This window comes from Chitinivibrio alkaliphilus ACht1 (assembly GCF_000474745.1).
In the GTDB taxonomy this organism is placed as follows: domain Bacteria; phylum Fibrobacterota; class Chitinivibrionia; order Chitinivibrionales; family Chitinivibrionaceae; genus Chitinivibrio; species Chitinivibrio alkaliphilus.
This window is the reverse complement of the sequence record NZ_ASJR01000014.1, coordinates 1-24,026: the sequence shown is the minus strand read 5'-3', so window position 1 is coordinate 24,026 and position 24,026 is coordinate 1. Positions and strand designations below refer to the sequence as shown.

Annotated in this window: 24 protein-coding genes and 2 tRNA genes; 8 read left to right on the top strand and 18 right to left on the bottom strand. The window is 45.6% G+C overall.

Features of this window, described 5'->3' with window-relative positions; translation table 11 throughout:
• Positions 1 to 110 precede the first annotated feature (110 nt).
• From CALK_RS12250 to CALK_RS07825, 14 genes are all read right to left on the bottom strand, one after another.
• On the bottom strand, positions 111 to 863 hold the full coding sequence (locus tag CALK_RS12250) for a methyltransferase domain-containing protein (RefSeq protein WP_022637152.1): 753 nt from the start codon (positions 861 to 863) through the stop codon (positions 111 to 113).
• The gene (gene mtnP, locus CALK_RS07885; protein WP_022637151.1) at positions 856 to 1,605 is read right to left on the bottom strand and encodes an S-methyl-5'-thioadenosine phosphorylase; all 750 of its coding nucleotides are present in this window, start codon (positions 1,603 to 1,605) and stop codon (positions 856 to 858) included. Before mtnP ends, CALK_RS12250 begins: the two co-directional genes overlap by 8 nt.
• Positions 1,598 to 2,203 (bottom strand): class II aldolase/adducin family protein, encoded by a 606-nt coding sequence (locus tag CALK_RS07880; RefSeq protein WP_022637150.1) that lies wholly within the window; start codon positions 2,201 to 2,203, stop codon positions 1,598 to 1,600. Before CALK_RS07880 ends, mtnP begins: the two co-directional genes overlap by 8 nt.
• Positions 2,193 to 3,305, bottom strand: a complete 1,113-nt coding sequence (mtnA, locus tag CALK_RS07875; RefSeq protein WP_022637149.1) for an S-methyl-5-thioribose-1-phosphate isomerase — start codon at positions 3,303 to 3,305, stop codon at positions 2,193 to 2,195. The genes CALK_RS07880 and mtnA overlap by 11 nt, the downstream gene beginning before the upstream one ends.
• Before the next feature lie 70 nt (positions 3,306 to 3,375).
• The gene (locus CALK_RS07870; RefSeq protein ID WP_022637148.1) at positions 3,376 to 4,950 is read right to left on the bottom strand and encodes a tetratricopeptide repeat protein; all 1,575 of its coding nucleotides are present in this window, start codon (positions 4,948 to 4,950) and stop codon (positions 3,376 to 3,378) included.
• Between the two features lie 5 nt (positions 4,951 to 4,955).
• Complete coding sequence (locus tag CALK_RS07865; protein ID WP_022637147.1) at positions 4,956 to 5,315, bottom strand: STAS domain-containing protein; 360 nt, start codon at positions 5,313 to 5,315, stop codon at positions 4,956 to 4,958.
• Positions 5,316 to 6,116 carry an ATP-binding protein gene (locus tag CALK_RS07860; RefSeq protein WP_022637146.1) on the bottom strand — a complete coding sequence of 267 codons (801 nt, stop codon included), beginning with the start codon at positions 6,114 to 6,116 and terminating at the stop codon, positions 5,316 to 5,318.
• Positions 6,097 to 6,552: an ATP-binding protein gene (locus CALK_RS07855; RefSeq protein ID WP_022637145.1), complete on the bottom strand. Its 456-nt coding sequence runs from the start codon at positions 6,550 to 6,552 to the stop codon at positions 6,097 to 6,099. Before CALK_RS07855 ends, CALK_RS07860 begins: the two co-directional genes overlap by 20 nt.
• Before the next feature lie 19 nt (positions 6,553 to 6,571).
• Positions 6,572 to 6,889, bottom strand: a complete 318-nt coding sequence (locus CALK_RS07850; protein ID WP_022637144.1) for a hypothetical protein — start codon at positions 6,887 to 6,889, stop codon at positions 6,572 to 6,574.
• 115 nt (positions 6,890 to 7,004) lie between these two features.
• Entirely contained in the window at positions 7,005 to 7,586 is a 582-nt protein-coding gene (locus CALK_RS07845) for a hypothetical protein (RefSeq protein WP_022637143.1), read from the bottom strand.
• Complete coding sequence (locus CALK_RS07840; RefSeq protein WP_022637142.1) at positions 7,583 to 7,849, bottom strand: EscU/YscU/HrcU family type III secretion system export apparatus switch protein; 267 nt, start codon at positions 7,847 to 7,849, stop codon at positions 7,583 to 7,585. Before CALK_RS07840 ends, CALK_RS07845 begins: the two co-directional genes overlap by 4 nt.
• Positions 7,846 to 9,549 carry a hypothetical protein gene (locus CALK_RS07835; protein ID WP_022637141.1) on the bottom strand — a complete coding sequence of 568 codons (1,704 nt, stop codon included), beginning with the start codon at positions 9,547 to 9,549 and terminating at the stop codon, positions 7,846 to 7,848. Before CALK_RS07835 ends, CALK_RS07840 begins: the two co-directional genes overlap by 4 nt.
• Positions 9,550 to 9,552: 3 nt before the next feature.
• Positions 9,553 to 10,227, bottom strand: coding sequence for a hypothetical protein (locus tag CALK_RS07830; RefSeq protein ID WP_022637140.1), 675 nt, complete (start codon positions 10,225 to 10,227; stop codon positions 9,553 to 9,555).
• Entirely contained in the window at positions 10,215 to 10,535 is a 321-nt protein-coding gene (locus tag CALK_RS07825) for a hypothetical protein (protein ID WP_162146719.1), read from the bottom strand. The genes CALK_RS07830 and CALK_RS07825 overlap by 13 nt, the downstream gene beginning before the upstream one ends.
• Before the next feature lie 91 nt (positions 10,536 to 10,626).
• Here CALK_RS07825 and CALK_RS12245 point away from each other — a divergent pair, with 91 nt between their 5' ends.
• Together CALK_RS12245 and CALK_RS07815 are read left to right on the top strand one after the other, a co-directional pair.
• Complete coding sequence (locus CALK_RS12245; protein ID WP_022637138.1) at positions 10,627 to 11,415, top strand: FHA domain-containing protein; 789 nt, start codon at positions 10,627 to 10,629, stop codon at positions 11,413 to 11,415.
• A 6-nt stretch (positions 11,416 to 11,421) separates the two neighbouring features.
• Positions 11,422 to 12,159: a metallophosphoesterase family protein gene (locus tag CALK_RS07815; protein ID WP_022637137.1), complete on the top strand. Its 738-nt coding sequence runs from the start codon at positions 11,422 to 11,424 to the stop codon at positions 12,157 to 12,159.
• Positions 12,160 to 12,163: 4 nt separating this feature from the next.
• Here the strand turns inward: CALK_RS07815 and CALK_RS07810 are convergent, their stop codons facing one another.
• The 4 genes from CALK_RS07810 to CALK_RS07795 all read right to left on the bottom strand — a co-directional run bounded on the left by CALK_RS07810 (position 12,164) and on the right by CALK_RS07795 (position 14,971).
• Complete coding sequence (locus CALK_RS07810; protein ID WP_022637136.1) at positions 12,164 to 13,966, bottom strand: YgiQ family radical SAM protein; 1,803 nt, start codon at positions 13,964 to 13,966, stop codon at positions 12,164 to 12,166.
• A gap of 39 nt (positions 13,967 to 14,005) precedes the next feature.
• Positions 14,006 to 14,082, bottom strand: a tRNA-Arg gene (locus CALK_RS07805).
• A 58-nt stretch (positions 14,083 to 14,140) separates the two neighbouring features.
• A complete protein-coding gene (locus tag CALK_RS07800; protein ID WP_022637135.1) occupies positions 14,141 to 14,845 on the bottom strand; it encodes a zinc ribbon domain-containing protein in 705 nt (234 codons plus the stop codon).
• Positions 14,846 to 14,894: 49 nt separating this feature from the next.
• Positions 14,895 to 14,971: transfer RNA gene (locus CALK_RS07795), tRNA-Ile, on the bottom strand.
• A gap of 137 nt (positions 14,972 to 15,108) precedes the next feature.
• Between CALK_RS07795 and CALK_RS12570 the strand changes: the two genes are divergently transcribed.
• From CALK_RS12570 to CALK_RS07765, 6 genes are all read left to right on the top strand, one after another.
• The gene (locus tag CALK_RS12570) at positions 15,109 to 15,975 is read left to right on the top strand and encodes a YitT family protein (protein WP_022637134.1); all 867 of its coding nucleotides are present in this window, start codon (positions 15,109 to 15,111) and stop codon (positions 15,973 to 15,975) included.
• 71 nt (positions 15,976 to 16,046) lie between these two features.
• A complete protein-coding gene (locus tag CALK_RS07785) occupies positions 16,047 to 16,457 on the top strand; it encodes a Fur family transcriptional regulator (protein WP_022637133.1) in 411 nt (136 codons plus the stop codon).
• 12 nt (positions 16,458 to 16,469) lie between these two features.
• A complete protein-coding gene (locus CALK_RS07780) occupies positions 16,470 to 17,057 on the top strand; it encodes a peroxiredoxin (RefSeq protein ID WP_022637132.1) in 588 nt (195 codons plus the stop codon).
• 33 nt (positions 17,058 to 17,090) lie between these two features.
• The gene (locus tag CALK_RS07775; RefSeq protein ID WP_022637131.1) at positions 17,091 to 17,492 is read left to right on the top strand and encodes a desulfoferrodoxin family protein; all 402 of its coding nucleotides are present in this window, start codon (positions 17,091 to 17,093) and stop codon (positions 17,490 to 17,492) included.
• Positions 17,493 to 17,642: 150 nt separating this feature from the next.
• The gene (locus CALK_RS07770; protein ID WP_022637130.1) at positions 17,643 to 19,931 is read left to right on the top strand and encodes an efflux RND transporter permease subunit; all 2,289 of its coding nucleotides are present in this window, start codon (positions 17,643 to 17,645) and stop codon (positions 19,929 to 19,931) included.
• A 380-nt stretch (positions 19,932 to 20,311) separates the two neighbouring features.
• Positions 20,312 to 24,026, top strand: a 3,715-nt coding sequence (locus tag CALK_RS07765; RefSeq protein WP_204365304.1) for a hypothetical protein, incomplete at its 3' end; no start/stop codon positions are given.

The following is a 24,026-nucleotide window of genomic DNA, read 5'->3' as shown; positions in this document are numbered from 1 at the left end:
AAAAAAGATGAGATCATCTTTTTCTGCATATTTTTACAAGAGTAAAAAGGTTAAATTTTCAGAAATATACATTCCGGTCAACGGAAAAAAAAGCACCATTTACACCAGATCTATCTACGGACATCTTTCTTTTCATAGAGAGCAATAAGGGAATCCTTAAATGGAGGAAATATCCGCACAGGAGCAAAGATATCACCGCGCAAGGGAGTAAAATTACACGACACAACTCTTCGGGGGTGCAAAAGCGCCCGATTTCCCATATGGATGAGTTCCTTTCGTGTATACTCACGAAAATGCCCCGGGTTATCTGAATACAAGCGAATTACGCCTTCAGGATTTCGCCCCATGAGCAATCGTATTCTGCTTCGAATATCAGCCCGATTGGGTGTTGTAAGAAGAAGGAGTCCTCCCGGTTTCAAGAGTGTCGCCAGAAACAACAGGAAATATTCAGGAGCAATTGGAAGGTGTTCAAGCACCTCACTGCAAACAATGCCCGCAAAGGAGTCACGTTTCTCTACGGGCCACGTTTCTGGATCTTCACATTTTCGTAAATCATACTCGATATGGGGCAGTGTGAGGGATTCAATCTCGCGATGCCCTCCCCTATCGTGCGTAAGGGGAAACCCCAAGGTTGTCATATTTTCATAATATTGTGCCAGTTCAGCAGTAAGACCACTCCGTCCAATATCAAGAAGGGGCGTATCTCTATGCGGAAAAAGTTCTCGGCATACATTTTGAATACGATGAAACCGGGATGCGTGATTTGCAAGGTACCGCTGTGCAGAATCGTGGCCGCATGTTTCCTTTTGCTCTTTCTCACAAAGACGATAGGCCTGTTCCACATAGGGGGTATTTCTATCCAATCTGGGCAATCACTTTCTGTAAAAGGGTCGTCACTCGTTCTGCATTTGCTTTAAATACTGCAAGAATTGCCTCCCAACTCACCGGCTCTTCATCTTCTTTCCAACAATCATAATCGGTTGTCATGGCAACTGCTGCGTAGGGAACCTCAGCTTCTGCGGCCAAAGCTGCTTCTGTGGCAATGGACATATTAATAATATCTGCCCCCCATGCACGAAACATATGAGACTCCGCACGGGTAGAAAAGCGAGGCCCCTCAATGGTAACGACGGTTCCCCGTGGATGATAGGAAAAGGAATGGGTGTCACAAACATCGATCATGGCTTTTCGCAAGGTACTATCAAAGGGGTCTGCCATGGGGGTATGACGTGGATCATGAGGGGAAAAGGTATCAAAAAAGGTCATGGCCCGCTGCTTTGTAAAATCAATACATTGATCAATAATAACCAAATCACCCCGACGGATCTCTTCACGGAGTGAGCCCACAGCCGTAGTGGCAAGAATGTGGGTACATCCTTCCGCCTGTAAGGCAGCAATATTTGCCCGATAGTTCACCTGGGAAGGAGGGATCGTATGCTCACGACCATGTCGTCCAATGAGAACAACGGGCACCCCTCCTATTTCTCCACACTTCAGGGGAGAACTCGGAGCACCATAGGGGGTCTCAACCGTTACATCTTGGGCATTACGTAAGATATCAGGATTGTCCAAACCACTTCCACCAATAATACCGATTTTACTCATTACAGCACTCCATACGAAGATGTTTTAATTTCTGAAACGTAGAGAGAAGATCTCTCCCATAAGCAAACACCCCCTCAGAATGACCGGGGGTATAAAACACACCTCCCTCACGGGATTGGTCTACAACGGCAGAAATATTTTCTGCCATGGCGGGGGTTCCATAGGAAACCGCAGCTCCCGTAGCAGGATAGGATTTTTTTCTAAGATATGAAAATAGATCCGCACTATGTACGTGAATCACAGCAAAACATGCAGGACATTTTTCATAGATAGCCCAATGAGTCATCGCTTCAGAAGATGGGCTTGCTTTGCCGCGGGCCCTTACCCTGTTTCGGTAGGGATCACACTCCATAACTTCAACAATATCATCCTCAGAGAGACGATCTTTCCCACCTGTTGCCGTGGCTGAGATAAAAAAAGAAGCAGGGGCAGAGCGAAAACTCAGATTTCCAAAACCAATACCATCATCGTACTGACCAATATACCCATACTTCCAGAGAGCACGGCGAACTTGAAAAAAGGGGGTAGGATCAGTGGGAAGAAGGATCTCTTCCTCCGTAAGCTCACACTGATACTTACAATATCCTTCATCCCGCACTGGACGCCTCGGGAAAGAGGGTACGAATATTTTCCCACGTGGGAACGCAACGTCCCCGTTCTGTTATAAGCTCGGTAATAAAGCGGGCCGGGGTAACATCAAAGCCCCAATTGGCAGCGGGGCTCTCCGCAGGAGCAATACGGACTCGCGAAAAAACACCCTCATCATTCTCACCATATGCATAGGTTACTTCATGGGATCCACGTTTTTCTATGGGTATTTCCGTAAGACCATCGGTGCGGGAAAAATCAAAGGTAGATGAAGGAAGGGCGACATAAAAGGGAACAGAATGTTCACGAGCCGCCAGGGCTTTCAAATATGTACCGATCTTATTTGCAGCATCTCCTTGGCGTGTTACACAATCGGCTCCGGTAATTACCATATCAATAGCATTATGCTGAAATAGATACCCCCCCGTATTATCAGCAATAATCGTATGGGGTACTCCTTCTTGAAGAAGCTCCCATGCAGTTAAACGGCTGCCTTGATTACGTGGTCCCGTCACATCGACCCACACATGCACGGGAATTCCCCGGCGGTGTGCCGCATAGATGGGCGCTGTGGCTGAGCCATGGTCAACAAAGGCAAGCCATCCGGCATTGCAGTGAGTCAAGATTTCCACCGGCTTTTGAGTACGCGCATATATTTCTTCGATAAGGGGAAGGCCATACTCTCCAATAGCACGGCAGTGAGCGACATCTTCATCGGCAATCTTCTGGGCCTCATCACGGGTACGATCCTGCAGCATCTGCAGGGAATGAGCCGACAATGCGACTCGCAACATTCGCTGTACCGCCCACGATAGATTTACCGCTGTCGGACGCGTTTCCGTAAGCAATGCTCCAACCTCATGTAAATAATCGTGATACGAATCTTGAGGAGCGGTACATGCTCCAAGATACATGCCGTAGGCTGCCGTTACCCCAATACACCCGGCCCCGCGAATATGCATCTCTGAAATAACACGAGCAACATCATGAGGAGTATACAAGGCGAGTGTTTCAAAACGATGGGGAAGTAGGCTTTGGTTAATCACCCTGAGACAACGCTGATCTTCCGGATCAAGCCACACGGTTCGATACGGTGTTCCACAAACCTGCATAGAGACTCCTTATGTAGAAAGAGGGAGGGTATAAAACAGGCGACCGGAAGAAGATCCGGTCGCCTTCGATTTATCGAACATCCTGTCCTTGACGCAAGGCACGCTCTTTCAACTCCTGGATGCCCGGAATTGGCTCTCCAAGGTGAAGATACATAAATTCCGCATCTCCGGCCATATTACAACGCTCAGAGTTTTCCAGAATCCATCCATAATTCGCAGCCGCTTGTTCATAGCGATGTAAATGATCACCGTAGATCATGGCGATCATAAAATATTCACTACAGAAATCACCCTCATCACCGGAAAAGATTATATAATCACGGAAGGCATCTATGGCTCTTCGAAAACGCCCCTCTTTTTTCTCTATTTCTGCAAGTTTAGTAAGGGCCATCAACCCATGATCTGTATAGAGATAGGTATCACGCAGGGTTGTAAAAAGCTCTCGTGCCTTCGAGGCATTCCCCTGGGATAGAAGCGAGTCAGCGCGGGTAAACATTTGAGCCGCATCAAGATTCCACTCATCTCCATCTGAAGAATTCATAAAGTCGATACGCGTGTTTTCACGCTTTTCGTTAATATGACGGGAGATAGATATGTCATTCATTTTCTCGCGGTATTGCGAACGTAACTGCTCGTATACCACAGTATCGTACTCATTCAAGGGTTGCCCATGACGGTCCCAATAGGCAAAGATAAAATGCTCATCTAAAAGTGACCCAAAGGGCTCCACTCGTTCATCGAGAACTTCATTCATATAGTGATGAACGACACTATATTTTTTAAACCATTCAAAGGATCGACGATACTCCCTACTCCGTGTATACCCACGTCGCTCAGCCTCGTTGCCAAAGAGCTTCCACGCGAGAATAAACTGCGCATAATTATACTGCTCTTCTTCGTCAAAACTATATTGCGGCAACCACGTGAGTAACTCATCAATCTCACGTTCTGTAACAATTTCATTTGGTCCAACAATAGAGCTAAGATCAGAAGGAACCGATCTACCGAACTCTTTTTCATAAAAAAGATTCAAGAAGAATCCGTTCCGGTTAACCCGAAAACTTTCTAACCAGATATCACGAATTTCAGAATCAGATTTATCGCCCTCTATCCGATCGATAAACTCCTGGGTTGGTTTGTGGTGTTTCAGAAAGAGTGAGTCTGCCACGGCAGGACGAAGTGCTGCTAAGGTATCAGCCCCCAAGCGCTCGTCCAAGGCAAGAAAGTAGTCCCGATTCTCCTCAAAATGCGCCTCTATTTCTTCATCACTAAAACCATTATTTCGAACCAGAATATCAAGGAAAAAAGTTCGCCCTTTCCAAAAGGTCTGAAACAGATCCCATCGGGCCGTACCCTTTAAGCTGTTACGATACTGCCGCGCCTCATCATAGAACAAGACCGTTTCTATGAGAGAGGTAACCGTATCCCGTTCTCCGGGAAAGCGCAGGGACTCTTTTTTTATGGGGAACAACCGCTTTACACGAGCCACGCTTTCCAAATCTTGCTCTGTGTAGGTACTTCGCCCAATTGTCACAAAGGGCTCTCCACGGTCAAAATCAAGAAATTCTACATCGAGGGCCTTCAGAATAAAAAAGATAATAATCAGAATCGGTAAGAACAGTAAAACCCTTCTTAGGAATATCATAGGGGTTACTCCTTATAAGAATTAATTGCTTCTTCGCGGGTGTTGTAAATATCAAGCAGCGTCGTTGCACCTATAATATCGATAATCTCGTACACGTTTTCATTCACAGAACAAACCTTAAATGATCCACCCCGTTCCTTTGCTGTTTTGCTAAAATGCAGGAGAATTCCTAAGCCTGTACTATTTACGTATCGCAGCTCCTTGAAATCAGCAATAATGTTTACAAAGCCTTCATCGATGAGGCCAAAAACATTTTCTACCACTGTCTCCACATTGGTTGCATCTAAATCGCCTTGTAATAAAATAAGCTTACTGGAATCAACTCCATCAATATCCTCATAAACCAATTCGATTTTGCTTTGCATTTATCGTTCCTCTCTTATTTTAGTAACATGTACACAGGTCCCGTTTTCAGACCCATCTATGTCAAACTCACTGGATAACATCTTTACAAGAGCAAGCCCTCTGCCCCGTGACTCGCAAACATCCGTATTAGGAGATTCTACATATCGCTCCATATTAGACACAATATCAGAATAGTTTCGTTCGCCCACATCAACGCCATTGGAAATATTGATATCAACCTTTTTACGTCCAACCGCAACAGCAAGCTCAATACTTTTACCACCTCCGCTTGCGCCGTGTTCAATCGCGTTATTGCAAAGTTCGTCCACAATAGTTTCTATTTGAAATGATTCACGACCAGAATATGCCTTTGCCTCACAAACCTTACGAATAAATTTCCGTGTGGCGGGCACTAAGTCAAGGGAGCCGGGGATAGATAAAATAACCGTATCAACCTGGCCTTTAAACTCCCAGAAGAAGTAGTTCACAGCAGAACGGCGGTCGGGAAACAATCGAAATAGTTTATCCACATCAAGTTCACGAATTTCACGCTCCACACTCTGAGAGGCGCCACAAAAACAGAATTCCCCGTCGATTTCCGCAATAAACTTTCGACGCCACTCCATAAGCTCGCCAATAACTGCCCCGCGTAAACTCTCTGCTTCAGCCAAATCAACCACAACAAAGGGGCGACCTGCTGCAAAAAGGGACTGCATCACACCGGTCAACTCTTCCATAGAAGCGGCATTAAAATCTCCGGGAAGATGGAGAAAGCTAATATCATCATATTCATCACTTAATTCATACCGCAGGAGACTCACAGTTCCCCCCTTTCCTTTGCACACGAACTTTCGTAACGGTCTCACCCTCAGAAGATACTTCTACAGACTCAGCGAGCATTTTTACAATCTCAAGACCAAGGCGGGAAGATCTTGTCTCACACCCCGTGGCAGAATGAAGCAGGCTCTCCTGCATTTCACTAATGCTCTCGGGGGTACCCCCCTCATCTTTCACAACCAGCGAAACATGATCAGTGAGCACAGCAACAGCCAAATCCACCCGTGACTTCTGCGATAGACTTCCATACTGCACCGCATTGACCACAAGTTCATCAACCATTATTTCCATTCGGTAGGAAAACTTATCCGTAAATCCATACTGTCGTAATGAATCAGCAACAAATTCTCGGACAATGGGTACATATTCCATAGTTGAAGGAAAGGATGCGGTTATTTCATTTGAACCCTTTGCAAGCATACCTACTCCTCTCCGTACATCACGTACAGCTCATCCTCTGTAGTAATAATCTTTTTTTGAGGAGGGTTTCCACAAGACGGGCATGGGAGGCAAGTAATAGTGAAAAGGAAGGTGCCTCACCAAAGCGCTTTGTAATTTTGGTTTTCAACGCCTCTTTTTCCGATGTTTCGCGCAGGGAGTCGAGGATGCACTCCAGTACATAGATAATCTCACCATACGTAAGATTCCCCTGCCGATAGTCTGTAAAATCCTGTATGGCTGAAAGAACAAGTTCATTCAGCTTGCCGAATTCGGCAGGATCATCAAAGACATTCTTGTATGTCCGGTGTTTTGCCAAGCAGTACCTCCAACGCATGAAGCAAGACGGAATTGCATAAAAACTGCTCCCGCTAATATACGTTATTATATATTCATGATACAAAAAAATCAATACTGCACAAAAATCGTTTTCTTCACAACTCCAAACGCGGCACTAAAAGTTGCTCTGCCTGATGCAGGTTTTCTCGTACCATCTCTGTGTGGTACTGTTGCCGTTGCTGCGCCGATGGTCGGGCACGATATGTGGCATCTTTCCACGGAAGAAGAATACGGGACACCTCACTTACTGAACTTGTCACGGTTGTTGCAAAAACCGGTTTTCCCACGGCAATATCGTACAACACATAGCGAATAGAATAGACCCCCTCATGGCGTACCACAGGCGAAAAGGCAATCCGTCGTGTCGGCTCCAGGGAAAACTCTTCTACCACGGCAAGGAGAATATACCCTTCATTCTGAATCTCTTGGCGAGTAAAGGAAAAAAGACCTTCGTCCATGCGAAATTTACCATTGTGATAAAACTGACGCTTCAAAAGAGAGGAAGAATGTTCTGATAGGAGGGTCACCTCACTACTCATATCAAAGATATTGCGAAGACCGCGATTGATCTCTGCTGTATGAATATCTCCGCCGGGACGGGAAGATCCCACCAACAGTAACAACGGGGTTGCATACAAATGCATCGCTACACAAAACACAGCTAGGGCACTCTTCATTCGCCACTCTCCTTTTTAACAGTATACACATATGCCAATACTTCAGCAACAGCCTGATATAATTCAACAGGAATCTCTTCTTGGAGGGCAAGAGATCCGAGAGCTTCTGCCACAAGGGGGGCTTTATACACAGGAACTCCAGCCTCTTGGGCACGAGCAATAATACGTTCTGCCACCTCAGCATCACCACGTGCAACAAGGCGTGGAGCCTCCATCTCATCTGTGTACTGTATGGCTGCAGCCTTTTTTCTCTGCTCTCTCATACCCGCACCGAATACTCCGTATGTCCGGATACATCCTCGTGCGACTCTTCCCAGTTTTTTACGTGCACAGGCACCACTGCTCCGCAGAGGAGTTCCAGTTTTCGGGATAACAATGCGATACGCTGTCTCAAGAGTCGATATGTTGCAAGTTCAGCAGTACGTAGGACAACCGCTGTAACACAGCGCGTGGTATAAAAAACCTCTCCAGCAACACGCCCCATACGCACATGTTCTGTTTCAAAGGAGAGCACACCCTCACGGGATGTCCCGCTTCCCCCCTTTTCACGCCGACGCAACAGGGTAATACCAAATCCGTTGTTTTTCAAGGGTGGCAAAAGAAACCGCCAGGCGCACTCTCCTGTGCACGGCTCATATCGACGAGTAAAGAGATAGAAACCACTGAGCCACTCTTGAAACAAGACACGCTCACGATGAAACTCCTCGTAGGTATCACTCACCATGGGAGGCTGCAGAGCTCGAAGAAACACTCCAATGCTCGGAGGGGCCTCACTGGGCTCATTTTTCAACAACCCACTATCATAATACCCCAAGGTATGGAGAAGTTGCTGCGGAAACACCCCGTGAGCACCATGGAGAAACGAATCGATACATTGTTGAAAAAACTCCAAGCCCTGTGAAAGAACAATACTCTCACGAGCAGTCGATGTGAGGGGGGGACAATTGTGTAAATCGTGAAAGGCCTCTTCTAAGCTACGATGGGTAAACAGGGATGAGACCGCCCGCTGTAGAACCTGTTCCAGTCGTGCCTCATCGAGATCACTTCGGGAATACTCAAAAAGAGTACAGAGGGCCTCAGCGCAACAGTGTGGTTTTTCCTCCCCAGCGTAGGGAACAAGGGCTTTTTCAAGAAGTGTAAAAAAACACGGAGAAAAGGGTATTTCATGTTGAATCAACGTGTCAGCCACGTGGTGCGGATGTATACAGGAAAGTAGTACAGGCGTAGACTGCACCAAATACGCCTGTATATGTGCGGCCATCTCTCCCCGACTCTGCAACTGAGGAAATTGATTAGAAAGTGAGAGAAAGGCCCCTCCCGATGTAGCAATATGTTTACGGGTAATATGCCCCCGCAAGGAGGGAAACCGCGCTGTGATAGTGGTAACGATAGCCGTTACCAAGGAAACATCACTTTCCAGTCCCCCTTCGTATACCTGCTGTGGACCAACTTGTTTCAACAAGGCATTCAGAACCGTTTTTTCAAATCCACCGATACTCACGGCATAGGAAATCAAGCGTGGAAAAAACAACTCAAACTGTCGAGTAAGTTCAGAGGATGACTGGGAGTACGAAAGAGCAGATCGTAATTGCTCCGCCTCAGAAAGAAGTTCACGGGGAAGTACTTCTCCAGACTCTTCTAACATCACAGAAAGATCGTGTATCACGGTTTTCATGGCAACAACGCGTTCTGTATCTGACTCAAAATGACGGCCAAGTAACTGCAATACTGACAAGTCAGAGTTTGACTCCCCGGGCACCCGCTCTAAAAAGGGAAGATTATCCTCCGCAATAAACACCCCCGTTGCGGTAAGGCTACCCCGAGCAACGGGAATACGCGCTGCACCCCCTGCGGGAAGTGACACATAGAAATAACCATCACGATTTCCCCGCGCCGCCAAGGTAACCCCCCCGTGATACCGAGGAGCACCCTGCAATACCCCTGATACATCCGGTATAGCCATGGGTTACTTTTTCGCCAAAGAAAGAATTAAGCGAACCTGGTCGATACTCAAAGAGAGCTCCCGAGCAATCTCACGCTCGCTGCTTCCAGCTTCATGCTTCTTCAGTATGCGCGCATAAAGGGGCGACATGGGAGAACGCTTCTCTTTCCAGAACGTCGTATCTGCGACATAAGGGGAATCTTCATGCTCCTTTTCTTTCTGCTCTTCCTCCCGAACAACGGATAAATCAGCATTAATGGAAGGCCCCTCTACGAAGGTATCCTCTTTTTCTTTCTGTTCACTCCTTGTATCACAGCTCTCTTGCTCTGTCGAAGACAGGGATACGCCTTCAGAGGTGGAGGAAGCCCTGGGAAGAGGAGTCTCTCTCCGCTGGCTTTCGGAGGAATCCTCTTGGTTTTTCCGTAACACCTGCTCCATACGTGCGCAGATATCACTAAAAGACTCTACCGGAGGCGGTGAGGAAGAAGCAGCGGGGGCCACTCCCTCCCCCATGTTTTTTTTCTCCAGCGGAGAAGGTGCGGTAGATCTCGAAAGAGTTTTTTTCGCAGGAGCCTTATACGACGCAGACCGCTTTCCACCCTGCTTTTTTCGGGCTAAGCGATTACCGCCATATACTAAAAGAACAGAGAGTATTGATAGGGCTGCAACTCCACCGGTAATAAGGATTAGAATATCCAAAGCACTTGTCTGCGCAAAAAAAGTAAAATGCGCCTTCCTGCGCTGTTGCCAGAGGACTCCGTATCAGCAGTCTCCTCTTCCGCACGTAAACTTTGAGAAATATATTGATCCAAGGCCCAACGAACCCGCTCCATCTCCCGCTGTGTATCATACACAGACTCGCCTTGGCGACGCTTCCGTTGAATTGATATTTCAAGAGAATCCATCCGTCGCAGCAGAACTTCACGGGGAGGAATATCCATGTGTACTTCAAAGGAAAGAGCTGCTACCGCACAGACACACATAAGGAGAAAACATTTTTTATTCATCATGGCAAGTTTTTACTTTTAGATTTTTAATTTAATTATATTCTTAAATATACTACTCCGTAACTAAAAATATGAAACCGGTGCACATATTATGCTAAATATTATTATTAAACACAAAGCAACCCCCATAAAAACATACCAGACAGCAAAAGATGGTGCAACCCTTGGACGACTCAAAACAAACGATATTATCATACAAGACCTCGCTGTATCACGAACACACCTTAAGTTTGAATTTCCAGAAGATGGCTCAGCACCCTTGGTTCATGACCTCGGCTCCTTAAACGGTACGTACATGAACGGAAAAAAAATTGAGACGCTTCGTGTAGAGAACGTATTCGCTCTCACCGTGGGAGATTTCACCATTGAACTCATTCCCCCGCACAGTAGCTCCCCGGCTCCAGAAACACCGGAGCCTGCCCACCTTGATGGCACCCCTGCACATGATGAGGAAGCCCCTGTGGTAACCATATCAGAAGAGCCTCCCCCTGCTGAAGAGGAGGAATCACTTATTTTTTCATCTTCGGACAAGAATTCCAAGCAAGAAAAGAATAGTAAGGATATCTCTCAGTACACCACAGAAAATCGGGGAATACTTATTGAGGTAGAACGACAGATCGTTTACAAAATAAACAAAACCCCCATGACTCTTGGCAATACGGATGACGATGATATCTACGTAGAGGGTGGGGTTTTATCGGCAGGAAAGATTGCCACCCTTCGTGTATCATCAGAGGGAGAACATATCCTTCGTGCCTCAAACAAGTTTACAGGAAAATTCAAAATAAATGACAAAAAAGTATCAGAAGCAATTCTTCATCACGGCGATAAAATAAAAATAGGAAACAGTAAGTTCAGCTTTATGCTCAAAACCGGATAACCGTGAATGAAAACTGCTTTTATATCAGACATCCACGCAAACATTGATGCCCTACAGTGTGTGTTTGATGACATTACACAGAGAAACATCTCTTCAATCATCTGTTTAGGTGATGTCATAGGCTATGGCCCACGCCCCAATGAATGTGTTGCTGCCATACGATCCCAATGCGAAGTCACTCTTATGGGCAACCACGACTCTGCAGTCTTTGCGCCCACGGCAAACCTCAACTTCAACGCCAATGCACTCCATGCAATCGTCTGGACCAGTACTGTTATCAGTCAAGACTCCCTTGAATTTCTAAACAGCCTGCCCCTTACATATACAAAAGCAAACTACACCGCAGTCCATGCAACCCCCTACGACCCCTACCAGTGGTTTTATATTTCCTCCGTGGAAGACGCCCTTTTTAATTTCAATTTTTTTAAAACAAAATTCTGTTTTAACGGCCACACCCATGTCCCTGGAATTATTGAACTCAATGGAGACTCTCACAATATCCGCATTTACAAGGATCAAGAATTTTTTTATAACCAAAAAGAAGATTTTCGCTACATTGTCAATGTCGGAAGCGTGGGACAGCCCCGCGATGGAGACAGTAGAGCATGTTATGTGATCCTTGATACAGATATTGGATCACTCGAATATGTACGTCTCTCCTACGATCTTGATGCCTATAAGAAAAAAATGCATGACGCTGAGATGCCAGAATTCTTAATACAGCGAATCGAACAGGGACGATAAGCCCTTACCCCCGCCCAACAAGACACCGCTTACCCCGTCCAATGAGATCATGACGACCTGCTTTTCTGAGAGCCTCGCGAACGAGCGGTGCATTTTCTTTTTTATAATACTGTAACAATGCCCGTTGAAGTCGTTTTTCCCGTGCGTTCCGAGGAACATACACCGACTTTCCCGTACGTGGATCTATCCCGGTGTAATACATGGTTGTTGAAAGGGTTGCCGGCGTTGGTAAAAAATCTTGCACTTGATCAACCCGAAGATGGGCATCCCGCATATATTCGGCAAGGGCAATGGCATGATGCAGGGTCGCCCCCGGATGAGAGGAGATAAAATACGGCACAAGATACTGTTTTTTTCCCGCCGCAGCAGTATACTGACGATACTGCCGATGAAAGGTTTCAAAAACAGAGATGGATGGTTTGCCCATGCAGGCAAGAACTTCGGGATCACAATGTTCTGGAGCAACTTTTAAACGACCGCTCACATGGTATTTTACGAGGTCTGAGAAGAAGTTTTTGTCAGGATCTGCACAGAGATAATCGTACCGAATACCCGATCTAATAAAGACTCGTTTTATGCCTGGTAGTGCGCGTAATCTTCGAAGAAGAGAGAGGTATGAGCGGTGGTCAACACGCAATTTTTTACATGGCGTGGGGTACAGGCAATGTCGTTTTTTGCACAGCCCTCGCTCTTCCTGACCATCACAGGAGGGATGCGTAAAGTTCGCCGTTGGACCACCCACATCGTGAATAATCCCTTTAAAATCTGGATCGTCACGAAGATGGCACGCCTCACGCACTAGGGACTCCTCAGAACGTGAGCGGATATAGCGCCCTTGGTGAAAGGTAATTGCACAGAAACTGCATGCCCCAAAGCAGCCACGACTTTTTAAGAGAGAAAACTGTACTTCCTTCAAGGCAGGCACTCCGCCCGCGTGCGTATACATGGGATGCCATCGGCGGGTGTACGGAAGTTCGGCGAAATCATCAAGCTCTTTCGTAGTAAGCGGATGGGCAGGAGGGTTTTGAATAATAAACCGCGCACCGTCCTTTTCAATAAGCCCTCGCCCACGAAAGGGGTCATTCTCTTCAGCTTGAACGAGAAAAGAACGTCCATAAGCGTGTCGATCCTGTCGAATAGAAGAAAATGATGGAAGAGAGATATAGGACCGTGCATGGGCAGGAACCACAGCTCGGTTTATCACAGAACCACGTAAATCCTCAATACTGCGTAACTCTTCTCCATGACGAAGGCGACGTAGGAGCTCTAAAAGAGCAGGCTCAGCCATACCATAGAGCAACATATCCGCCTTGGCATCCTGTAAGATAGAGTGACGCACCCGATTAGACCAATAGTCATAATGCCCCATACGACGAAGAGATGCTTCTACCCCACCGATAATTGTAGCAACCCCTTTGTATGCCTGTTTTGCCATGGTAGTATAGACCAAGGTGGCTCTATCCGGACGCCTTCCTCCACGTCCCCCGGGAGAAAAACTATCCCTACGACGCGGTTTTCCCGCAGAGGTATAATTACTTACCATGGAATCCATATTTCCGGCGCTTATGAGAAAGGCGACCCGTGGTCTTCCCAACACACGAAACGACTGTGGGTCATGCCAATCGGGCTGTGGGATAATACCAACGGAATATCCACACGACTGGACCACACGCCCAATAAGAGCTGCGCCGAACGAAGGGTGATCAACATAGGCATCTCCACTAATAATAACAAAATCAAAGGGAGTACCCGCACCTTGAGGGTGTTCGGAAGCAGTAGTAGGTAAAAATGATGTAGTATTTTTCATGATATACAAAAAGCCCCGGAAAACCAGGGCTTATATAAATGGTACACCCGCAGGGATTCGAACCCCAAACCGCCTGATTCGTAGTCAGGTACTCTATCCAGTTGAGCTACGGGTGCATACTTATCTCTTTCAAACAACGGTCATAATATACATAGGGCCACACAAAAATGCAAATTATTTTACAACAAAAATTGAACCACAATTTTCACACAGCACAGGTCTATCTGATTTTTGCGCATCATGGGCAACTTTTGGCGTAATAACTTGATAACAATAGGTACAATAAGTACTATCTACGGTAATATGAGAAAGGGAACGCCCATTCGTTCGCCCTGCCTGAATACGATCATATACCACACGAAATACTTCAGGTATTTGTGCAATAAGGGCTGGACGCTTCTCTTCCACGGCACGGATATCCGTGTCAATAGAACTGAGCTGTTCACGGTGTGCATCAATCTTAGGCTGAAGTTCTGCAGAAAGTGAATCGAAGGTAGCCTGTGCTTCCTCAAGGGCTGTCACAGCAGCATCACACTCCTTTAATATACGAGAATGGCGCTTTCGATCTTTTTCGATCATTTTTTTACGATCACGCAACTCCTTGAGCACCGCATCATACTCACGCTCACGTGTTACCTGAGATAATTTTTCGTTACTCTTTGCAAGGGCTTCCATATTTGCATCAATACTATGAATTACATGGTCGCACTCAAGCTCACGATTCTTCCTATGAGCCACAGCTTCCTCTAAGGCGCTTTTCTGAGCGCTGAGCTCAGATTCCATTTCAGTAAGCTCACGGGGAATCGTCTTTTTGGATTTCTGTAACCGTGCGATCTCTCTATCAAGGTTTTCAAGATCTATCAGAATTTGGGTGTCCACACGGCCTCCAGATAACAAGTGCAACAGCATTCTTTATATTGCGGACGGATGGTGGGCCCACCAGGACTCGAACCTGGGACAAACGGATTATGAGTCCGCTACTCTAACCAACTGAGTTATGGGCCCCTGTCCAAAGAAGCGCACATAATATATATGAGGTTTTTCTCCGTGTCAAAATTTATTTTTCATTCATAGTACACAACCGATATCAGCACGCACAGCTCCACAAGATATATTTGAAGAAACCTTACCACGGGGGAACAATGGACCTACTCCTTAAAATAATTCGGGACTATCTCTTTATCGCCTTTGGTGCATGTGCCGTAGCAGTAAGCATCGAGCTCATTCTTGCGCCAAATGAGCTGGTAGGCGGTGGTGTCTTTTCCTTAGCCATTATCATATCATTTATTACCGATATTTCCCTATGGATCCCCATTCTCTTACTCAACACCCTTATGGCTGCCTACTCACTCCTCTATTTTCACCCAGAGTTTATTCTGAAAACGGCCTTTGGAATTCTCTGCATGACAGGGGCGATGTTTTATTTTCAAGGAGCTTCTGCTGTTACTGATAGTGACGTGCTTATTCTTATATATGGCGGAGTAATACTGGGCACTGGAATTGGTTTGGTTATTAAGGGAGGCGGTGCCTTGGGAATAGAAATGCTGGCCATGGTTTTTGCAAAGCGGTTTAACATACGAATAAGCGCGTTTCTTCTCACCGTAAATGGCATCACCCTCCTTATTCTTGTTTGGATGATCTCCTTAGAGAAAGCCATGTTTTCCGTGGCCCTTTTATATGTCTCATCAAAGACGATTGACTTTGTAATTGACGGTTCACGCCACGAACGGTCGCTCTTTATTATTTCACGTATTCCTGAAAAAGTAAGTTCCGCCTTAATCGAAGAGTTGAACCTCCGCCTTACCTACCTCTACGGCCAAGGAGGATATACTAAGGAAAATCGTAAGATAATCTACTGTATCACAAACCGCGTTCTCTACAACCGCGTTTGCGCCCTGGTTTCTGACATAGATCCAAAGGCAATTATTGAAGCAAACTATGTATATGAAACCATCGGAACTGAAGCGCAGAAACTTCCTTCGAAGAAACACCTTAAAAAAGGTAAATAATTTTTTCTTTTCCCGCGCCCTCTTCTTTTTATATATATTATCTGTAACGATTACAAATTTGGAGTGTTTACATGACAAAAAATTCTGCGGCAACCATCCTACAGGAAAAAGGAATAAAACCATCTCTCCAAAGGATTGCCATTTATGATTTTTTAGCTCATAACAGAATCCACCCTACAGTAGACGATGTGTATGTTGCCCTCAAAAAGGAAATCCCCACCCTTTCGCGAACAACCGTATACAATACTATTCAGCAATTTCAAAAATCGGGTATCGTTCAGAGCCTTGGCGTAGATGAAACATCGCTTCGCTTTGATATCAACACATCCCCGCATGGCCATTTTCTCTGCCGTAAATGTGCACAGGTTTTTGACTTTACCCCTTCATACGCAGGGCCGCAACAAGATCTTGCTGATGGCTTTACCGTTTTCGAATACGAATTATCTGTAAAAGGAATATGTAACCAGTGTAACACCCTATAAAAGGAGTTTTCTATGAGTGTACTTGTTGGAAAAAAAGCACCATCGTTTACCACAACTGCGGTACAGGAAAATAGAATTATCGAGAATTTTTCCCTTTCCCAATACCAGGGAAAATATATTCTATTGTTCTTTTACCCACTTGACTTTACCTTTGTGTGTCCCACGGAACTTCATGCCTTCAATGAAAAACTGGACGAGTTTGCACAACGTGATGTTCAGCTTATTGGAGCCAGCACAGACTCTCATTTTAGTCACCTCGCGTGGTTAAATACCCCTGTTGCTGAAGGAGGTATTTCCGGTGTGAAATATCCGATCATAGCGGATAAAACCGCTGATATTGCCCGTGATTTTGATGTGTTGGTTGAAGATGCCGGCATTGCGTATCGTGGCCTTTTTCTTATTGACAGAGAAGGTACGGTACGACACCAGGTTGTAAACGACCTCCCCTTGGGAAGAAGTGTTGACGAGGCATTGCGCATTGTTGATGCTCTCCAATACACAGAAAAGTATGGTGAAGTGTGTCCGGCAAACTGGAACAAGGGTGACACAGCCATGAAACCGGACTCTGATGGTCTTAAAGACTTTTTCGGGGAAAAGTAACATACACAGTTTTAACCAACAGGAGTGTTTTGTATGAGCATTGTAAAAAAAGGTATCTACTACTGTTCTATCTGCGGCAATATCGTAGAGTCTCTCTGGGACGGAAAACCATCGATTGTGTGTTGCGGACAAGATATGGAACAACTTTCTCCCAAAACCGTTGATGCGGGAAATGAGAAACACGTTCCCGTAGTAGAACGTTCAGGAAATCAGGTAACCGTGAAAGTTGGCGATGTTGATCATCCCATGACCGCTGAACATTATATTCTTTTTATTGAAGTTCTTGCGGGTGACAAGGTCTACCGACATGATTTCACTGAAGCCTACGTTAGTGGTGAAACCCCCCGGGCCGTTGCCACCTTTACCATTGAAGATGAAATTCAAGAAGTACGGGAATTTTGCAACAAGCACGGATTGTGGGCTACTCAATTCTAAGTGTATGCTCTGCAATATCTATGACGTACGGGAGGAAACATTATGTTTTCTCCCTTTTTGCTGAAATTACGATAATTACTTTTGCCCTGCAGCACATCAATTATTTTAGAAGTTCATTTCATGGCGTAGACCAAATTGAGGTAGCACCGAATGCCTATTACTCATAAAATTGTAGCATATCTTATCAAATATCGCCTCATCATTGCCTGTGCCGTTTTCCTTGGCACCCTCTTTTTTGGGGTGGGCCTGACCCGTCTCGAGATTGATAATGACACCATGAAATCTGTCCCCCGAGACCTGGAAGAGTACCAGCAACTGGTTCGCCTCGAAGAGGAATTTACCAGCCCGTTCACCTTACTCGCCTTACTTACCTTTCCTGAAGACAGCCCCTATTCGCTACATGAACGTATTGAAATGGTGGAACATTTCGGAAAACAGTACGGTACGCTCTCAATTACGGATGCTCCTGCCTTTTCCAGTGTTGCCCACATTGGCAGTCTGCATATCCCTAAGCGGGTTGGCGGTATTGTTCCCCGTATTTCTGGAGAACCCCTTGTTGATACAACCCAAACAGAGGAAGAACTCTTACAGAGAATTAACTCCTATCCCGATCTTGCAGGGTCTCTTATATCAGAGGATGGACGAGCATTCTCCCTTGTACTAGAAATGAACCCTGAAGTGGATCGCTCTACCATTGTTAGAAAAGCTGTGGAGGTAACTCGTCAAGAAGACGGTCGCACCGATCGCACCGCATCTATTACGGGCGGTACGGCCATGTCATTTTTTATCAGTGAACGTACGGAAATTGATTTCACGATACTATTACCACTCTCTCTCTTAATATCAACCCTTCTTCTCTACTTGGTATTTAAACGAAAGCTCTACGTATTTATTTCCCTTCTTGTTATCTGTATTGCCGTTGTATGGACCTTTGGCAGTATGGGATGGCTGGGAGTTCCTCTCTCGGTAGTTACCTCGGTCATACCGGTAATACTCTTTCCCATCGGAGTGGCAGACTCCATCCACCTTCTAAAAACGTTTTCCCGTCTAAGATGGCGTCTCAAACTGCCCTTTGACCGGGCCTTGGAAAACACCTATCATGAGCTGTTGCGTCCCATTATACTCACCTCTATAACAACCTTTATTGGCTTTAGCTCCTTCATATTCTCAGAAATATCATGGACACGAACCTTCGGTATATTCACCGGGCTCGGCGTAATGCTTGCCTTGCTTTTTTCTCTCTTGCTTCTGCCCATTTTTCTCTATTATGAAAAAGAACACCCCGTTCGATTTCGCAAAGAACGCATACGGAAACCCTCAAGCAAGCTCTACGCTGTAGTGACGCACTATATATTCAGTGGCCCGCTCCATGGAGCCGCCCTCTTCTGCATTGTCGGTGTTGCCTTTTTCGGTCTTCGTCAAATCTATTTTGAAACAAATCCAATCTCTATGTTTTCCGCAGAGAGCCCTATTGTTCAATCGGACAAACTTATTTCGGAACACTTCTCGGGCACGCGGTTTTTCTCGGTGGTTCTTTCCCGCACCGAAGGAAACTTAACAGATCTTTCTGCCTGGGAAGAACTCCAACAGATACACCGCTATATCAATGAGCAAGACGCCGTTGGTTCCGTGGTTTCTCTTCTTCCCTACGTAGAACAAACCTCACGGGAACTCACGGACAACCCCCTCTCATCAACTGCCGTGCGAGTCCTTTTCCAAAATAGAGACAATCTTCCCGACACCCTGCGCACCGCCCTTTCCGGACAAATAAACGCGGATAATACTCGTATCCGCCTGAATGTGGTTGCCCGCAATATGGAAGACCCTGACTTTGACTATCGTCATCTCGCACACGATATAGAAGCCCATATTAGCCACAACTACTCCCACTGGGAGACCTACTCTGCGGGACCGGCACTCATTACCAATGCCATGCTGGACCTTCTAATTCGAACACAAGTAACCTCCCTCACCTTGGCAATTATCTTTGTATGCCTTGTTTTAATTCTTCTCTTTCGTTCAATTAAAATTGGTTTTTTTACAACCGTTCCCATATTACTCTCTACAATAACAACGTACGCCCTCATGGGCCTTTTTGGGGTATCCATAAACACGGTGACGGTCATTGTAATTAACACCTGTTTGGGTATTGGTATTGATTACGCCATACACTTCACCTCTGGGTTTCTGTATTATCGTGAACGGGGTAATGAAAACCGTCGAGCCCTACGAAAAACAGTGTTTAATAAGGGCTCTGTTATTCTCTTTAATACCATGGTCGTCGGAGCAGGATTCCTTATTCTTATATTCTCCAGTTTTCCTCCCATTAGGGCTTTTGGGTTCTTTATTTTTGTCTCCATGATAATTAGCTCAATATACTCCATTTTCTTCCTTCCCGTGCTTTTCAAAAATCTGAGATACAAGGATTCCACTTATTAAAAAAAAGCAAGGCATGGTGTATACAACGGGACGACATCACACTCCAGAAGTAAGCTCCCACTGATATTTCCAAAAGAATACCGAGAAAGAACAATATCACTCTTTGCAAATTTAAAATGTTCCCTGCATTTTTCCCCCTTTATCATAATTTACCTGCTCAGACAAGAAAAATATTTTTTTTGCATTATATTAAAGGTAGGGATAAAGGAGCCTTTTACCTCCTTTTCTATAATAGATACTACCTATAAGGAGTTTGTATGGTGGGGAAGACAACTTCGTTTGTACGAGAAAATTTCTGGCGTATTTCCGTGGTACTGTGTATGTATATATCATTTGGTAGTGCCGAGGTAGTACCCTCAGTTGCTCAATCGGGAAGAGCTGTGTCAATCACGAATAATACTCCTTCGTCGTGGACTCTTGGGGGCGTTCGTTTTTTAAATAATGGCTGGGAGTGGGAACGAACTCCAGACGGGGTAAATTCCGGTGAATTCAAGATTCTTAATTACCCTCAAAACAATGGCATGAACGAAGTCAATCTATACTACTTGACAAACGCACAACCCACCGGCGGGTCTCGCTTAACCCCTAATTCCACACGATCATTAGTTCATCCTTGGGGCAATGCGACCCCTGACATGGAGCCTGTTTCAGGCAGTAAAGAACTATTACTACGAACGGGGTCACCTGGTACACCAGATGACCCGATATCAGAAGACCCTATCACCATTGATGAGCTTGATAGCATAAGTAACTTACCAGAATTTTATGACCCGGATTACCGTCCTGAGATTTACGATAGTCTAGGGGTTCGTGGCGGTAGGTATTCTGCAGGTATGATGGATACGTGGTTAGGACAAACCCAACTCCAGCTTGCTATTCCAGAAGAAGGCTTTTTTATGAGCAATACAGAACTGGAATTAGATAAATCCCAGCATATGTATTGGAAAGGAATTGCCCTAGCGCAGGAATATTTAAATATTGATATGCAAGTTATGATCGGTATTGGCCTTAAGGAAAGCTTTTCGGGAACAACAAGTTTAAGAGAGGAGCATCTGAATGGTACAGAATTTACCTCGTTTCATGTTGAGGCCCCTTCTGGGTTAGACAGGGCCCTCTATTATCCAAATTTCTTTCCTAAGTACACAGAACAACTTTCTTCTGCCCTTGATGTTACCAGTAGCGGTATTGATATGGATGAATTCATGTCGTATTATACCCGCGCTGATTCAGGAATGACTCGTATTAACAGTGCTACTACCGTAAATGGAGCACTCTATTCAAGCCTATTTCTATTTGCAAATTATGATGTATTTGCTCATGCCACTGATATTTGCTGGAAAGAAGGTATTGAAATAACCTACGAAGAAGAAGAGGCTGACCCATATCTCGGCTTGTCAGCCATGATAGTTGCCTACAACCAAGGAATGAATGGTATTATCGGTAACGTAGCAAACGTGTTTGGCCATCAATCGTATGCTGAAAACATGCTTAATGATGATCGTTTTAGATTTGGAATGGGAAATAACAACTATATTCCTGATCTATACGTTGTTCTTCAGCAATTTATTGATGCATCACGAAAATCAGTTGAAGGGGAGCCCATTGAGATCTTGGACTTTCCTATATCAAGAAGACATATGTTGGATGTCTTCTTTGGAGACGATGGTACAGTATCGACGCAAGGTGACGGAGGTATGCTGAGATATTTTTATGAAGATGATGGAGAATTTATCGAAACTCGCGAGGATATTTGGAATACTGTTAATGAAGCCTTTGACTTACTCGCAGGACGAGCTCCCTCTGTTTCCGATGATAATATCAGTTATAGATATGACTTTCTTTCTATTTTGCGTACCGTAAAAGGAAAATTCGATTTTACGCGTGATTTTCGAGCAGCGGGAGATTCTCAAGATCAAGTTAGAAATTACTCCAAAAAAGATGCAAGCTGTGACGGTTTTGAACGAGATGAAATCTATCCTTACATCACCAATATCGAAGAAGAATACGACGAAGAAAATGAGAGTCAGATCTACCGCATTACCGTGGAAGATGAAACCCTTGTGGATCATCTTCGCTGGTCCATTGATGAATCATGGCGTACATGGCAACGGGTAGATGATCCTGTGGAAGAAAGATCTGATAATGAGATGGTTTTTGAGTTTTCCGTTTCAAAGGATCTTGCAGAGAGCATGGATGCAGAGCGTATTTGGCTTATGGGAAGTGATGCTTCGGGCAATTCCGTTGTTATTCACCGCCCCCTGGCATTCCGCAATCCCCTGCGCATAGATTCTGTCATTGCCCGCGACACGGAAGGTGACGGTATGGCAGACCGGATTATCGCCCGATTTTCCCCCGGCTCAAACACAGACCTTTCCTATGAAAATCTTGAATATGCATGGCCTGAAAATGCACCACGTTTAGACGGTGGCACCATTGACGTGCGTCCCTCAGAAAATGAAATAGTTATTAGTAATCCCGATGAACTCACGGGAGGATATGATGATGGAGCAACATTTTGGTTTTCCTATATTCTCGAATGGGGAAGTGGAGATAATGTAGAGAGTGAGGATATAACCTTAGATGCGCCCATACTCGACCGTGTAGGGCCTGCCATTGACGACGCTGTACTTCCCACCTATTTTATGCCGGAATCTGATGCCGAAGAGGATACTTTGGTTCTGGAATTTACCGAACCCATTGCAGAACTCAGCGCAGGGCATGCCCATCTCTCTTTTAAAGATACTGAGGGGAATATAGAACATCTCACTACTAGTAGTGTAGAAGAGAACGAAGGGGTGTATACCTTCATCTTTGATCATCACACTGTTCTCCCCTACGATTCTGTGCGTATAAACCCCGCAGGCCCTGTACGCGACCAGGCAGATGAGCCAAATGCCGCCGAAGAATACAACCTCTGGCGCCCCATACGCAGTGTCGGTAATAATGACCCTGAATATGTTTATGCCTATCACCGCGATAGTGAAGGTGATGGTGTGGGAGACCAGCTCTTCTACCTTTTTGAAATTGCAGAGGGAAATGATCCCTTTGATCACACCCATATCACCCATATTTCATACGAAATAGATGGGCAAGATGTCACCATCCAGCACGATGATGCACGAATAACCATTGAAGAAGAAGAGGGGCTAGTACTTATTGTGGTAGATACCGATGCCATTTCCGGTGATGCCACGGGATCAGCCACGGTGTTTTTCAACAATGACGGAGAAAAGACTGAGCTTACGGATGCCGTGGATGACCGCACGGGCCCCGCCGTGGAAGATGGAGATAATCTCCCCCTCTACCGCATACCCGATCCACGACAGGAGAATCAAGTGGATACCTTTCAATTGGCTTTCACCGAACCCATAACGGGCTTTGCAGCTGGAGAACCAACCTTGGTTTTTCGCGGAAACGACAGTGACAGCACCACCTTGGAAGCCCTTGAGATAAGCGAAAGTGAAGGGATTTACACCGCTCTTTTCCCTGCAGAACGTCTCAATGAGTTTACCCATGTTAAAATTAACAGTGAGAGTGACCTCATTGACCGTGCAGATGATCCAAACTCTCCCGAAGAGTACAACCAGTGGGTTGCCTTTGATCGACGGGGAAATAATGACCCGGAATTTGTTGAAGCATATCTTGAGGATACCCGGGGAGACGGACGCGGCGACGGTATCATCTATCTTTTTGAGATAGCTCGCGGCGGCGATGACCCCTTCACCGAAAGTCATATCACCGAAATCAATTACTCCGTAAACGGCACGGATGAAACCCTTTCCGCGGACAACATTGCTATTTCACGTACTGATTACCGTGTTCGGATACACATTGATGAAGTTGATTTTGACGGTGCCGCTTCTGGAGAGGGATCTATCAGTTTCAATAACGACGGAACCCCCTTTGAGCTCCCTGTCCATATTGAAGACCGTGTTGGCCCGGCCCTTACAGGCGTCATGTGTCTGCAGGAAGATGAAGATCGTGATCGCGATACGCTGTTTTTTGATGTCAGCGAGGCTCTTGCCGATGATATTTCTTCGGAAGGAACCTATTTTTACATCTACAAGGGCGCTGAAGACGGCCCGCAGAAGGCAA